Here is a 14,030-nt window from a genome sequence, read left to right as displayed (position 1 = left end):
CAAGACCGTCTACGCCGTCACCAGCCTCACCGCCGAGCAGGCTGGCCCCGCCCAGCTCGCGGCCTTGATCCGTGGTCACTGGCAGATCGAGGCCCTGCACCACGTCAGAGACACCACGTTCGCCGAGGACGCCTCGCAACTGCGCACCGGCAACGCGCCCCGAGCAATGGCCACCTGCCGCAACCTCGCCATCGGAGCCCTGCGACTGGCTGGCTCAACCAACACCGCCGCCCTCCGCCACAACGCCCGCGACGCGAACCGACCGCTCACCCTCCTCGGGCTCGCCTGATCACGAAACGGACGTCACGCGACTTCGCCGAAGCCCTGGGGTGGCGGGCGCGGCGGGGAGCCTCCCGCCATGAGGGAATCCAGGTCCAGCGGCAACCGACAACCACGAGAGCGTCGCTGACCGAGAGCCGACGGTGGGGGCGCGTCGCACCTCCAGGCCCGCAGACCCGCCCGCACCGATCCCGGGTCGACCTCGCCACCTCGCGCGCCACCGCCGCTCCCTAACGCGACCGAACCCACCGCCGAACGGCTACGGACCAGTCGCCGAAAGTCAGCAGCCGACAGTCCCGGCAACCTCGGGACGGTGAACAGGTTTCTGCCAGGACCGCTACTACCTCCAGCCGTCCTGGCATACCCGTGCCGGGAACACTCAGGTGGCTTCCAGTCAGGGTGGAGCGGAGCTCCGTACCCGCCGGGGTTTGCACGGTGCGGTCGGGCAGGACGCCAGTCCACTCACCTGCCGGTGTGGATGCCGAGTCGTTGCGCCACCGCGACCCGGCGGCCAGAGGCGCGACCGCCCGAAAATCGTCATCCGGGAATCACGTCTGGACCTTCCGGGCCAGTCCGGCGGCGATGAGGTGTTCCCAGACCGTGAGCTCTCGTCTTTCGCCGCTGTTCCACGGGTTGTCGGTCTCGTCGGGACGCCACAGGGACGCGGGGACGATCCCGGGGTCGAGGATCTCCAGGCCGTCCAGCAGGGACGCGATTTCCGCGTCGGTGCGCCACCGGCCGCGGCCGAACGTCTGCTGGAGGACCTTCTCGGCCTCCGCGGTCTCCGGGTTGTTGCCGGAGCGGAAGTGGCTGATGAAGAAGTGGCTTCCGGAGGGGACGTGGTCGCGCCAGTAGCGGACGATGCCGGCCGGGTCCTCGTCATCGTTGATGTGGTGGAGGATGGCACTGAGGATGACGGCGATGGGACGAGTGAAGTCAATGATTTCGAGGGTGTCGGGGTGAGTGCGTATGCCTTCGGGGTTGCGCACATCGACCGCGACGACACGGGTGCGGTCGTCGTTCTCCAACAGTGCGCGGCCGTGGACCAGCACTTGGGCGTCGGTGTCGACGTAGACGACCCGGGATTCGGGAGCGTGCCGTTGCGCGACCTGGTGGACGTTGTCCGCGGTCGGCAGGCCACTGCCCAGGTCGATGAACTGCCGGATGCCGGTGGTCTTCGCGATGTCCCTGACCGCCCGCGTCAGGGCCGCGCGGTTGGCGAAGGCGATGGCTACCGAACCGGGTAAGTCGCGCTTGAACACGTCGCCGATCTCACGGTCCACGGCGTAGTTGTCCTTGCCGCCGAGCAGGTAGTCGTAGACGCGGGCGATGCTGGGCTTGGCCGGGTCGATGGAGGAGCCTTCGTACGTCATGGCGGCCATTCTCCTCAGCAACGGCGCCTGCGTACCCCTGTTTTGGCGTCCTCCAGCCGGTCGGGGCGGCGCGAGGGTCACCTTTCCCCGTGATCATGCACACGTAGCGTTACCGCCGGGACCGGCTCGCGTTCGCCGACGCCAGGGCGGCGTGCCAGCAGTCCTTTCCCTCAGCCGGACCGCCCGTGACCGCGCCTCCTAGTTCGGTTCCGTCGAATCTCTCCGGCAACTCCAGGGAAAGAACAAGGAACGGCTTTTTCGTCATGTCGTTGGAATTGCCGAACAGTTGTGTTCTTTCTGTCTGCGGTGCGGGGACGTACAGTCGACGATCCGCGCCGATGAATGAGCCGTCAGGGCTGACAAGTTCGGGGCTCGCGGCCAGAACGGTCTTCTTGCCGGACTGAGTCATGAGCAGGATGCGCTTGTTGTCGATGTCCGACAGATAGAGATTCCCGAGCGTATCCATGGCGCAACCGCCTGAAAGGGGTACGTCGGCCACGTGCTCGACATGCGTGGCAAGTTGCGCGTCGGAGGCAGTGAGCCTCTTCCAACCTGACGGCTGGTTGGAAGAGGCTCACTGCCTCGTTTGCCGCTTGAATTCTGAGAGTGTGCCGTACGGAACGTGTGCTGTACGGCGCTGGTCCGCCATGTGTGACTACCTGCCCTGACGCGGTGTCAGTCGATCGTTCGACGGGAACGCCAGGGGACTGCCCGGGGAGAAGTGGAACGGGAACCCGTCGGTGAAGTACGAATCCCAGTAACCGCACTGGTGATTCCTGGCCGTGTCTGAGACCAGGGCTGGACCGTCACTGTTGAAGGCGATCTCGTGCGGCTCGGCGGACGAGTAGCGCGGGACTGCGGGCAGTCCTCGGACGGCGAGCCTTCCGGTGCGGGCGAATGCGGCCCAGTAGGCGATCATGTCGTGGGACAGCCGCTGCTGCTCGTCCGTCAGCGTGGCGGAGTCCTTCGTCCCCCACAGATAGGGCAGTTCGGCCGCGTGTTGCGGACCGCCGTCGATGTTTCCCGCCGCGGTGGTGTCACGGAACTCGTACACGTAGGTCGGAGCGGTCGCGGTGAGCGAGGCGGCGTTGGAGCGCATGGGGCACGTGAAACCGACGTCGGTCTTGATCTGGGCCTCGGCGGCGCCGGGCACACTGTAGTCGCCCAGCGCATAGTGATCCGATACCTGGGGGGCGGTCGCGCCGAACGACGCCTGAAGGTCGGCGTGGTACGCGGCAGGGGTCAGTGGTAGGCCGATGGCGTCCGTAGCGGAGTAGATGAAGGAGGCTCCCTCGTCTCCGGTGGTGCCTATCAGCACTGGCACGTGGTTGAAAGCACCGGTGGCGAAGGCGACGGGCACCTGTTCGGGTTGTGCGGGTACCTGTGTGGTCGGGTACCAGATCTGTCCGGCCGTCGTCTGCGCCGCGAGGATCTCGGCGGGCGACTTGTTCCGCAGGCACGCCACCACGGTCGCAGCCGTCGCGGAACTGTCGCAGCCGAGATCGGTGACGAACGCGGCATCATTCCGCTGGGCCGTCTCACGGTCGGCCTCGATGCAGGTGAGGCCGCTCTCGATGACAGCGCGGCTGAACAGTCCCGCGGCTTTCGGCGAGGCCAGGAGCGTGCATATGGACTCGCCGCCGGCGGACTGGCCCGCGACCATCACCCGGCTCGGGTCGCCACCGAACTGGGCGACGTTCTGTCTGAACCCAACGAAGGGCCTGGATCTGGTCGAGCAGCCCGTAGTCACCGGAAGGGACTCCGTTGTCGTGGTCGAGCTGGGGAAGGGTCAGGAAGCCCATGGCGCCGAGGCGGTAGTCGATGGTGATGACGAGCATGTTGCCCTGGTTCACCATGGACACGGGTCGGTAGCTGCTGCTTGAGCCGGATCGGTAGGCGCCACCGTAGATCCACACCGCGACGGGCAGCTTCGACCCCGGGTGCGCGTCGGCCGGCGTCCACACGTTCAGGTCGAGGCAGTCCTCGCTGGAGCTTGTGCCGCTTCCACCGGTCTGCGTGCAGGCCGGCCCGGGCGCGGTGGCGTCGCGAACGCCGGTCCAGGAGGCGGCCGGCTGGGGCGGCTTCCAGCGCAGCCGGCCGACAGGCGCCCGGGCGGAGGGGATGTCCTCGAACGAACCGTAACTGTCGGTGGTGGTACCCGCGATCGCGCTGTTCAGGGTGTGAGATCCGGCCACCCTCACCGGAGCCCGAGGCCCGGGTATCTGCTGTTGCGGTGCTGACGCCTGTGCCGAGCACTCCGGCGACGGCCAGGATCAGGGCGACGAAAATGGCTGTCCGGCGGCGAGATCCTTCGGACAGCGGACGGCAGCTGTCTGTCTTCTTCGCGCGACTCATGGAACGAACCTCTTCTCATGAGGCCCGGCGAGTGGCCCGGGCGGCATCAGGATCAAGTGGTGGACATGTCCGGTCGCCAGGTGCACGGGGCGGTCGGGGTCTCGCAGGGCTGAGCCGCGGGGAATCCGGTCGTCCGCTGCGGCGGCGACGGCCTTTGCAGCGGGCTGGACACCGCGTCGCGTGCCCGTCCTTCCGTGACTCCTCCACGCCCCGGCAGGACGCTCGGCACGACGGTCAGGGAAGGACGACGAGGCCGTCATCATCGACGCACACGGTGTCGCCGGGTCGGAACGTGACACCGCCGAACGTCACGTCGACGTCGCGTCGACCGGTGCCCCACTTACCGCTCTTGAGCGGGTTGGAGCCCCGGGCGGCCAGTCCGAAGGGGAGTCGGCGCAGCGCGACGACGTCGCGGACCGCCCCGTTCACGATGACACCGGCCCAGCCGTTCTCGACCGCCAGCTCAGCCATCTGGTCTCCCATGAGGGCGCAGCGCAGGGAGCCACCGCCGTCGACGACGAGCACGCGGCCCTCGCCCGCCTCGGACAACGCCTGACGGGCAAGGACGTTGTCCTCGTCGCACTGAACCGTCACGATCCGCCCGCGGAACGCGCGCGTTCCGCCGAAAGGCGGCAACGCCGACGTGGGGTTCTACCGAGTGCCGGCGGATCCGCAGCTCAGCACTGTCGCCCTCATGGACGAGAAACTGCATCTGGTGGCCGCCCCCGGACACGAGATTCTCCGCATCCCGGTCGAGGAACGGGTCCGCGCGATCGGCGTCTACCCCTTCGCCACCTACATCCCCTCCATGCGGTCACGCCAGCTCGTGGAGCGATGGTCCGTCAAGGCGGGCGCCCGACTGCGGGTCGACATCGATTCTCAGAGCCTTGACGTAATGAAACAGGCGGCGGTCAGCGGTTCCGCGCTCACCGTGCTGCCAGGACCGGCCATCGGCGACGAGTTGAAGGACGGTCGTCTCGTCGTTGTCGACATCGACGGCATGCCACTCGTGCGGGCCACCGCGATCGTGGTCCGCCCGGGCGACGAACAGCGGGAAGTCATCCGTGAGTTGATCGAACTCCTCGTGCGCGTCGGACGGGCCGCTTCGGATGACGCCACGCCAGAGATCCGTTGGAGCCACGACTCCAAGGTCGCGGGAGGCGCCATGCCCCTGTCGGCATCCGCGACGGGTGCCTCCTGATCACGCCCCGTTCGTCCGGCTGTTCTGCCTGATGCCTCACAGGGCCGTGACAGTCGTCGGCGCACTGACGACCGCGACCCTGCTGACCACCACTGCGGCGAGCGCCCGCACGTCGGATTCCGTGGCTGCCTCGACCGCCCTCGGCCCCACTGTGACCCACACGGGCAAGGGCCCCACCGGCTACCAGCGCTGTACGACTTCCTCACCCGGGTCGGCTTCCGCGCCACCACCACCGCGGTGACCACCGGCACCTCGAAGGTGATCGCCACCGTCACCCCGGCGACCGCAGAACCCGCCACGCCCACCGGCACCGTCCAATTCAGGGCCGACGGCGTCGCGACCGGCAAGCTCAGCAGGGCAAAGCGTTCCTCACCGGCAACGCCTCCACCTGGACCGGCAGAACGGTGACCGCCGTCTACAGCGGCGACAAGCTCTACAACACCAGCACCGGCTGAGCCGTACGGGCCGAGCAGGTGGGAGCGGCCGCTGGCTTCGGAAGAGGCTCGTGACCGTTCACCGTGACACCCGCGGCCAGAGGCCGGAAGAGAAGGACGAGGGGCCCGGGCCGCACTGACCGGGCCGCGGGCGGCCAGCTCGCGGACCGTTGCACCCACTCGCGGGCGCGTCTCGGGGACCGGCCGTCGACGGAGAGAGTCCGTGCGGCGCGGCCAGGGTGATCGGCGCGGGTCCGCATCGGAGCCCTGCGACCCATGGCACCGGAAACAGCGCGGCCGGCCTCCGCCCCGACGTACGAGGCGCACGCGACGCGCGTCCGACGCCGCGGCATGGCTGGACGACGTTCGCGCCGTTGTGGAGCGCGAACGCCTGGTCTCTGCCGGTGTCGTGATTACGGCGTCACGACCGTGCCGCCGAAGGTCACCGCGAGGTGCCCGTTTGATGCGAAGGACCAGCCCAGCGCGCCGCTGTAGGAGGAGCAGCGAGAGCCGTTCGCGCCGGTCCAGAACTGGTTCGAGGTGTCGGCGTCGCCGACCGTCTTGTCGTTGGAGCCGCTGACGTCGAAGCGACAAGAGGTGTTGCTCCGGAAGACCGAAGTCCCCTTGTCGAAGGAGAAGTTGCGTTCCGCGTTGTCGACGCTCGCGTTGTTCGAGATCGTCATCTTGCCCGGATTGCTGTTGTACGTGAACCCGTGGTGGCCGTTGCCGTAGGCGATGTCGTGCTGGACCACGTGGTTGACCGCGATGTCGTCGCCGCCGAGCTTGTAGCCGTTGCGGTCACCGTTGGAGTTCACGGTGCCGTCGCTCAGCTTGCCGTTCGTGTAGGACAGGGAGTACTCGATGGTCACCGGGCCGATCGCACCGGTGTCGGTCTTCGTGTACAGGTCCCAGCCGTCGTCGATGTTGTTGTGCGAGACGTCGTAGCGGAAGATGTTCCCGGTGCCGGTGGTGAGCTTCGCGGCGAAACCGTCGGCGTCCTCGCCGTCGGAGTCGGCGTTGTCGTGCGATTCCGAACTCACGATGAGGTTGTTCGACGGCCACTGGCTGCTGGAGGTGCTGGAGGAGATCCTGCCCAGTTGCAGTCCCGTGTCGCGGTTGTACGCGGTCACCGTGCGCTCGATGACATTGTTGCTGCCGCCGACGTAGATCCCGTTGTCTCCGGCATGCTGGACGGTGAGGCCGTACAGGTGCCAGTAGTTGGCGTTCAGCTGGAGCCCGCGGTTCGACGAACTCTCGCTCTGCGCCGCGAAGTTCAGCACGGGGGTCTCGCCCGGGTAGGCGGACAGGGTGGTGCGGGCGCTCGATGTGCCGTCGCTGCCCGCGGGGATCGTGATCGTCGAGGAGTAGCTGTACGTGCCGCCCCGCAGGTAGATCGTGCCGCCGGATGCGATACGGCTGATCGCCGTCGCGAGCGTCGTCGGGGCGGACTGGGTGCCGGCCGCGCTGTCGGTGCCACTCGGCGACACGTACTGGGTGGCGCTCGCGGCCTGGGCCGGGGTGCCGGACAGCGCGACGAGCGCGCCGGACAGCAGGCTGACACACGCGATGATGGGCCTCACTTGCATCGTTCTTCCTCCAGGTTCGTCCATAACCGGGGGTACCATGCAGAGGGAAAGCGCTTTCTCGATGCCTCGCGGACGACCGTAAGCGCTTGCCGTGAACGCGTCAATAGGTGAGTAGGTGATTCCTGTTCACATTGACGAACGATTGCCGGACGCCGCGTTCTGATCGTCCTTGCGGACCGAGGAGAACGACTCCGGGGGCGTAGTCCGGCAAGAAGGCGTTCTGGACGGATGCGAGGTAGGGCTTCGCCTCGCCGGTGTCGGTCGGTATCCGTCGGCCCGCAACCACTGCCGCGCCGACGCAGGGAACGGACAAGGGCTGGGACCGAACGGCAGCTGAGTGCCCGGCCCAGATCGGAGTGTGAGGCGGGAGGCGAGGCCCTGGCGCCGGTGGGCGCCAGGGCCTTCGTACTCCAGGGCTTTCGTACTTCACGCGCGCGCTTCAGACGGCGGCGGCCGCCTCGGAGAGGCGGGCCGCGACCCTGGCTGCCGTCGACCGCGGCCGACAGGACAGCTTCCGGCCGACGGCCGCATCGGGGCGTCGAGGAGTCCGCTGAGCGGTGATCACGCTACTTGAGGGCGAACGCCGCAGCCTGCGCGAGCGTACTCGCCGCCTCGGAACGCTCCGCCTTGGTCGACTTCTTGTCGGCCAACACCTTGGCCGCGGCGGTGAGCGTCTTCTTGCCCGGCCTGCGCGGGGACTTGGCCGGAGACTGGGCCAGAGCGCTGGCCGCGGCCCTCTTCTCGGACTTCGACCGCTTCTTGGCCCCCATGGTCTTGCCCGCTGCGGCGGCCGACTCGGACTTGGTCGTCTTCGCGTCGGCCGCGCCCGCCTTGCCGGAGGTCTGCGACAGCGCGCTCGCAGCGGCCGTCCTGCTGCTCTTCGACTTGCCACCCTTCGCGGCCCGGCCTGCCGCCGCGGCGGCCTTCGGCTGCGTGGTACCGGCTGCCTTCGTCTTCGCCATGTCACTCCCATACTCGTCCATCGGTCTGCCGACCAGTCGGGTACCCGGACTTGCCGACATGCAACGACTGAAGTCATTCCTGACTGCTCGTCAGGCGAAGCGCCCGCTGACAGGGAAATCCGCCGTCGGCCGACCCTTCGCCCTCCGGGTCACGGGCGTCTCGGCGGCACAACCGCCCTGCGGGACAACGTCGTTGCCGGACAGGTGTCGTCTCGTTGCCGCCAACTCCCGTCGCGGTGCCATCCCCACCCCCGCCATCGCGACCCGCTGATGCCCGGCCGCGAGCGTGAGGAGAGCCGTCAGTCCAGCCTGAAGTCCGTACCACCTGCCTGCGTACGCCCCTGCTTCCAGGGGGCCTCACCCGCGGGCCCAGCCCGGAACGCCTCCTCGTTCTCGGCGAACAAATCGACGCTGTCCGGCAGCAGGAGCGCCTCCCTGCTGTCGAAGTACCGGAAGAGCGTCCGCTCGGACACGTTCGCGGCAGCCGTGACGTCGGCCACCGTGGTCCGCGGGAAGGCGCGTTCGGCGAACAGCTCGGCCGCCGCGTCCCGCAGCGACCGCCGTGTCTCGTCCTTCTCGCGCTCCCGCAGGCCGGGACCGTCGAACTTCGTCACCATGCCACCCCCCTCGTATCCTCGGCCCGGCTGTCGATCGTCACGAGTGCCATTCCGGTGCAGGCGACACCTCCGGCTTCCGGTGTCCCACCCGCCGCACTTCGGTCAGGACGTGGCCGCCGGCGCGGTGGGCGTCAGCACCCGACCCGATGGTCCGGGCGCCGTAGCCGACCGCGTACCCGGCCTCAATGGCCGTGGCCTGTGGCCGTGCCTCTGACCGGGTCTGGTCAGCGCGCCAACGGACCATCGGGTTACGGGAGTTGGCGTACGGCCGGTCCAACGCCCTGCCCGGCAGGGCCCGTGGCCGGCCTACCTTCCGGTGGGGCCCGGCGTACCGTACGGTGCGGATCAGGACCGTCCCGGCCGGGCGGGGGGAAGGGAACATGAGCGAGCTGTTCAGTGATCGAGGCGCGGTTGCGGACGTCAGGGCGCCTGCCGGCGACATGGTGGTGGTCGAGGACCTGCGCCGCACCTACGGCAGCGGCGACACCGCCGTGCACGCCCTGCGCGGTGTCTCCTTCGCCGTGCCGCGCGGCGAACTCGTCGCCCTCAGAGGCCGTTCCGGCTCCGGCAAGACGACGGTGCTCAACCTGGTCGGCGGACTGGACACCCCGGACGGCGGCCGGATCACCGTGGACGGCACGGACCTGGCCGGGCTCGGCGACGACGACCTGCTGGCGCTGCGCCGCGACCGTATCGGCTTCGTGTTCCAGTCCTTCGGTCTCCTGCCGATCCTGACCGCCGCCGAGAACGTCGGCGTTCCGTTGCGCCTGCGCAAGGTTCCGGCCCGCGAGCGTGACGCCCGCGTCGGCCTCCTGCTCTCCCTGGTCGGCCTCTCCGACCACGCCGAGCAGCGTCCCGGCGAGCTGTCCGGGGGCCAGCAGCAGCGGGTCGCGATCGCACGCGCGCTCGCCAACAATCCCGCCCTGATCATCGCCGACGAACCCACCGGCCAGCTCGACGCCGACACCGGCCTCACCGTGATGAACCTGCTGCGCGCCGTCGTCCGCAGTGAATCCGTCACCGCCCTCGTCGCCACCCACGACACCCAACTCCTGATGCTCGCCGACCGGGTGCTCGAACTCCGCGACGGCCGCGTGATCGGCGACACCTGACCCCGGCGCCCCCGGAGCCGGCGGCGAAAGCCCGCGCCGGACGGCGACAGCCCGCGCCTGGTGCTCGGCCCGCCGCGCCGCCGACCCGGCCGATCCGGCCCCTCGTCCGCACTCGCGCATTACCCTGGCGACTGTCCGGCGGTGCTCTTCGCAGCCTGCACCCCGTCCAGTCCTCACCTCCTCGGGAGACCGCGTGGCAGCCCCTCAACAGCCGACCGTGGCACCGGACTTGGCCGAGTTGGGCCGGCGGGCCGCCGCGGCCTCCGCGCCGCGACGCGAGGAGGGGCTGATCGTCTGCGAGAACCTGGTGCGGATCTACCGGACCGAGGGCGTCGAAGTGCAGGCCCTCCAGGGTCTCGACCTGGCCGTGGCCCGGGGCGAGATGATCGCGGTGATCGGCGCCTCCGGCTCGGGCAAGTCCACCCTGCTGGGCATACTCTCGGGCCAGGACCTGCCCACCGCGGGCGCCGCCGAGGTCGACGGCCACGACCTGCTGGCGATGAAGCGCCGCGACCGGCTCCGGTACCGGCGGAGCACCGTGGGCTTCGTCTGGCAGCAGACGTCCCGCAACCTGATGCCCTACCTCTCGGCCGCCGAGAACGTGATGCTCCCGATGACCTACACCGGGGTCAAGCGTTCCCGGCGCCGGGCCCGGGCGGAGGAACTGCTGGACCTGTTGTCCGTCGGCCACTGCCGGGACCGCACCCCCGACACGCTGTCCGGCGGCGAGCAGCAGCGGGTCGCCGTCGCAGTCGCCAACGCCAACGAGCCCCGGGTGCTGTTCGCCGACGAACCCACTGGCGAACTCGACACCGCCACCAGCGACGAGGTCTTCGCCGCGCTGCGCCGGGCCAACGAGGAGCTGGGCGTCACCGTGCTCGTGGTCACGCACGACACCTTGGTGTCCGAGCAGGTCCAGCGCACCGTGCTGATCCGCAACGGCCGTACCTCGACCGAGGTGATACGCCGGGTCGCCACCGGTGAGGACGGCGTCGAGGTGCTCACCGCCGAGGAGTACGCCGTGCTGGACGGCAGCGGCCGGCTCCAACTGCCGGGCGAGTTCACCGAACGCCTGCACCTGCGCAAGCGGGTACGGCTGGCCCTGGAGAGCGACCACATCGGTGTGTGGCCCGACGAAGCCGCGCGGCGGGCGAAGTCCGACACGAAGGGCGCGAAGGGATAGAAGGGTGCGGGCTGCGCGGTGAGCGGGCCGTTCGCGGCAGCCTCCGACCGCGGAGCCTCGCCCGCGAAGCTCTCACGGCAGGCGCAGGACGGCTCCCAGGCGGCGTCGGCGGGCGAGGACGGTCTCGCCTGCCGCGGCGGCCAGGATCAGCACGGTCACGCCGGCGACCAGGGCCAGGGTCAGCGAGTAGTCGGTCCGCAGCGCCGGTTGGGCCGGACCGCCGGTGAACTGCCGTAGATCCAGTGTCCGCGCCATCAGCCGCGGTTCGAGCAGCCCGAGCAGGGTGCCGCCCACCGCGGTGGCCACCGCCAGCGGCAGCAGTTGGAGGAAGTTCAGCGCCGCGGCTTCCTTGGCGCCGAGTCCGAGCGTGCGCAGGAACGAGGTCGTACGGCCGCGCTCGTGGGAGGTGAGGGTCAGTTCCAGGGCGAGTGCGAGCAGGCCGGACAGCGCGGCCAAGGCCGAGCTGGTGGAGTAGACCGTGGTGAGTCCCCGTGTCAGGCCGTCCGCGCGCAGGGCGTTCAGCGTCTGTGAACGGACGCTGATCCGGGCCGACGGTCCGAGCGCCTTGGCCGCCGCCGAACGCAGCGCCGCGGGTTCGGCGGCGGCGCTGCCGTCGCCCTTGAGGAGCAGGAGCGTGGTTCCCGAGGACTGGCGGGGCAGCAGGTGTTCGGTGGCGGCGCTGGTGATCAGCAGCGGTGTCCCGGCGGGTATCTGCGCCGTGACGGGCCCCAGGAGCGGGTCGCGCAGCTCCGCGGCGGTGAGGGTGCCGACCGGTTCGATGGTCAGGTTCACCGGGGCCTTGCCGGGGGCCACGACGGTGGAGGTGAAACCCCCCGTGCGCTCTCGCCCGCGCAGGCCGGGCGAGAGGAACGACGGCAGCGCGGCGCTCGCGCCGGTCCGGGTCGCCGACCGGGCGGCGAGCTTCGACAGCAGGGCGTCGGCCAGCGGCGACTCCGGTGCGACGGCGGCCAGTTGACGGGGATCCGCGGTGATCACGGCGACCCCGGAGACCACCGCGCCGTCGGCCTGGCCGGCCAGGTCCAGGGTGCGCAGGTGCTGGAGGGCGGAGCGTACTCCCGCGGCCCCGGACGAGGACGCCGTCGCGGCGGGCGACACGTTCCCGGCCACGGTCGCGCTCGCGTCCGCACCGGTGGTCCAGGCCGCGCCCGTGGCCAGGCCGTCGCCGATCGTACGGTGCACGAGGCCGCCGAAGACGGCCGTACCCAGCGTCAGTACCAGGACGAAGAGGGCGAGTCCCGTCGCCGGGGCGTCGTGCGCGGCGCGGGCCGCGCCGATGAAGCCCACCGCTCCCCGGCCGCGCCGGGAACGGCGCAGCACCAGCCTCAGCACGAGCGGGTAGAGGCGCAGCAGTACCAGTACGACGGCCAGCGCCACCAGCACGGGCACGGCACCCAGAATCCCGTCGGGGCCCTGCGTGCGCAGCGCGACCACACCCGCCGCCGTCGCGAGCAGCACCGTCAGCTCCAGGACCAGGCGTCGGCCGGCGACGGTGTTTCGGCGCGACCGCCGCAGCCGGCCAGGCCTGCGCGGTTCGCGCACCGCGAGCCAGGTCATCAGCGGCACCGTCAGCAGCACCACCGTGGTGGCGAGGACGGCGGGTACCGGTTGCGGCGACCCGGACGTGTCGGTGGGAGCGAGGGCCTGTCCGGCCGCCCAGCCGAGCGGCGCGGCGACCAGCACCACCGGCCAGGCCACGGCGCAGCGCAGCACCACCAGCCGCGCGGTGGACGCCCCCCGCGCGCGCTGGAGCCGCAGGTGCGTCCGGCGCCGGCGCAGCAGCAGCCGTACGGCGACGGCGACGGTGGCCAGGGTGACCGCGGCCAGCGCGTCGACGGCGAACGCGGCCAGCGCCCTGGCCTGGTCGTCCTGAGCGGTGAACTCGGCGAGCAGGGGCGTCAGGAAGTCGGTGACCAGCAGAGGTCCGGTGGCCGCGGTGCCGACCCGGCAGCTGATGTCGTCGGTGATCGGGTCGCTCCCCTGGCACAGGGCGGCGCTCAGGTCCTCGCTGTAGTGGGACAGTGGCCCCTTGAGTGCGCGGGCCCGGTCGAGGGCCGGTCCGGACAGGTCGGCCCGCAGCTGCCAGGTCACCCGGGGGCCGCCCACACCCGCACCGGCCAGCAGGTCGGCGGCGTCGACGCCGACGAGGCCGCGCGCGGCGAGCACCGTACCGGCGGAGCGCGCCGCCGGGTAGCGCGACGGCCTCTCCAACGCCTCCCGACCGCTCCAGAAGTCGTCCGTCGGCGCCGTGGCGCGGTAGACCCCGCTCACCACCAAGCGCGCGCGGGGCGGGGCGCTCTGCACCGCGGGGGTCTTGGCGAAGTCGAGCGTCAGCCGACTGCCGGCCCGGAGGCCCAGCGCCCGCGCGGTGGCCTGCGACAGGCCGATCTGGGGCGCGGTGCCCAACGGTGTGTGATCGGCCGGGGCGCGTCCGCTGACGTAGCGCAGATGGGTTCGCGCGGACGGCAGGTAGCTGACGGTGAGTTGGGTACTGGTGTCGGCCGGTCCCGGTGGCTTCGGCGTGCTCAGGGACGCCGGGTCGTAGTCGTATCCGCTTCCGGCGACGGGCAGGTGGCGGGCGGCGGGGCCGCTGAGTTGTTCGGTGAGGGTGTGGCCGGCGCCGAGCAGGGTGGCGATGTCGACAGATGGCGGACTGGTGGTGAAGATCTCCGGTGTGGCGCTCAGGCTGATCAGGGGTGCCTGGGCCTGCGTGGCGTCCACGCGTTGACGCAGTGCCAGGTCCTCCTGTCGGCCCGCGAGGGCGGGGGCCCAGGCGCACAGCGCCGTCAGCATCAGGACCAGCACCGCGAGGCAGGCCAGCAGCGGCAGGTCGCCGCGGGTCTCCCGGCGTACCAGGCGCCGAGTCACCGCGGTGCCCCTGCCGGCGGCTCGCGTCACCGTCCGCCCTTC

10 protein-coding genes and 3 pseudogenes are annotated in these 14,030 nt (G+C 70.4%); 4 read left to right on the top strand and 9 right to left on the bottom strand.

Features of this window, described 5'->3' with window-relative positions:
- Window positions 1–289: pseudogene (locus tag ABZT12_RS32700) on the top strand (ISAs1 family transposase); the annotation flags it as partial.
- A 538-nt stretch (window positions 290–827) separates the two neighbouring features.
- Here the strand turns inward: ABZT12_RS32700 and ABZT12_RS32695 are convergent.
- The 5 genes and pseudogenes from ABZT12_RS32695 to rraA form a co-directional block, all read right to left on the bottom strand.
- On the bottom strand, window positions 828–1,661 hold the full coding sequence (locus ABZT12_RS32695; protein WP_356391299.1) for an SAM-dependent methyltransferase: 834 nt from the start codon (window positions 1,659–1,661) through the stop codon (window positions 828–830).
- Between the two features lie 100 nt (window positions 1,662–1,761).
- Window positions 1,762–2,151, bottom strand: a complete 390-nt coding sequence (locus tag ABZT12_RS32690) for a hypothetical protein (RefSeq protein WP_356391297.1) — start codon at window positions 2,149–2,151, stop codon at window positions 1,762–1,764.
- A 156-nt stretch (window positions 2,152–2,307) separates the two neighbouring features.
- Window positions 2,308–3,402: a carboxylesterase family protein gene (locus tag ABZT12_RS32685; protein ID WP_356391295.1), complete on the bottom strand. Its 1,095-nt coding sequence runs from the start codon at window positions 3,400–3,402 to the stop codon at window positions 2,308–2,310.
- Between the two features lie 16 nt (window positions 3,403–3,418).
- Window positions 3,419–3,847: pseudogene (locus ABZT12_RS32680) on the bottom strand (carboxylesterase family protein); the annotation flags it as partial.
- 394 nt (window positions 3,848–4,241) lie between these two features.
- Complete coding sequence (gene rraA, locus ABZT12_RS32675) at window positions 4,242–4,643, bottom strand: ribonuclease E activity regulator RraA (protein ID WP_356391293.1); 402 nt, start codon at window positions 4,641–4,643, stop codon at window positions 4,242–4,244.
- Window positions 4,644–4,650: 7 nt separating this feature from the next.
- Here rraA and ABZT12_RS32670 point away from each other — a divergent pair, with 7 nt between their 5' ends.
- Window positions 4,651–5,208, top strand: coding sequence for a substrate-binding domain-containing protein (locus ABZT12_RS32670; RefSeq protein WP_356391291.1), 558 nt, complete (start codon window positions 4,651–4,653; stop codon window positions 5,206–5,208).
- Between the two features lie 847 nt (window positions 5,209–6,055).
- Here the strand turns inward: ABZT12_RS32670 and ABZT12_RS32665 are convergent.
- From ABZT12_RS32665 to ABZT12_RS32655, 3 genes and pseudogenes are all read right to left on the bottom strand, one after another.
- A pseudogene (locus ABZT12_RS32665) lies at window positions 6,056–7,141 on the bottom strand (right-handed parallel beta-helix repeat-containing protein); the annotation flags it as partial.
- A 653-nt stretch (window positions 7,142–7,794) separates the two neighbouring features.
- Window positions 7,795–8,190 carry a hypothetical protein gene (locus ABZT12_RS32660; protein ID WP_356391289.1) on the bottom strand — a complete coding sequence of 132 codons (396 nt, stop codon included), beginning with the start codon at window positions 8,188–8,190 and terminating at the stop codon, window positions 7,795–7,797.
- A gap of 299 nt (window positions 8,191–8,489) precedes the next feature.
- Window positions 8,490–8,807 (bottom strand): helix-turn-helix domain-containing protein, encoded by a 318-nt coding sequence (locus ABZT12_RS32655; RefSeq protein ID WP_356391287.1) that lies wholly within the window; start codon window positions 8,805–8,807, stop codon window positions 8,490–8,492.
- 380 nt (window positions 8,808–9,187) lie between these two features.
- On the opposite strand from ABZT12_RS32655, the gene ABZT12_RS32650 reads away from it, so the two are divergent.
- Window positions 9,188–9,919 (top strand): ABC transporter ATP-binding protein, encoded by a 732-nt coding sequence (locus tag ABZT12_RS32650; RefSeq protein ID WP_356391285.1) that lies wholly within the window; start codon window positions 9,188–9,190, stop codon window positions 9,917–9,919.
- Between the two features lie 229 nt (window positions 9,920–10,148).
- Window positions 10,149–11,102: an ABC transporter ATP-binding protein gene (locus ABZT12_RS32645; protein ID WP_356391301.1), complete on the top strand. Its 954-nt coding sequence runs from the start codon at window positions 10,149–10,151 to the stop codon at window positions 11,100–11,102.
- A 72-nt stretch (window positions 11,103–11,174) separates the two neighbouring features.
- On the opposite strand, the gene ABZT12_RS32640 is transcribed toward ABZT12_RS32645, so the two are convergent.
- Window positions 11,175–13,988: a hypothetical protein gene (locus ABZT12_RS32640; protein WP_356391283.1), complete on the bottom strand. Its 2,814-nt coding sequence runs from the start codon at window positions 13,986–13,988 to the stop codon at window positions 11,175–11,177.
- Between the last annotated feature and the right edge of the window lie 42 nt (window positions 13,989–14,030).

Source organism: Streptomyces sp. NPDC005423, assembly GCF_040606415.1.
Taxonomy (GTDB): domain Bacteria; phylum Actinomycetota; class Actinomycetes; order Streptomycetales; family Streptomycetaceae; genus Streptomyces.
This window is presented reverse-complemented; position numbering and strand designations above follow the sequence as displayed.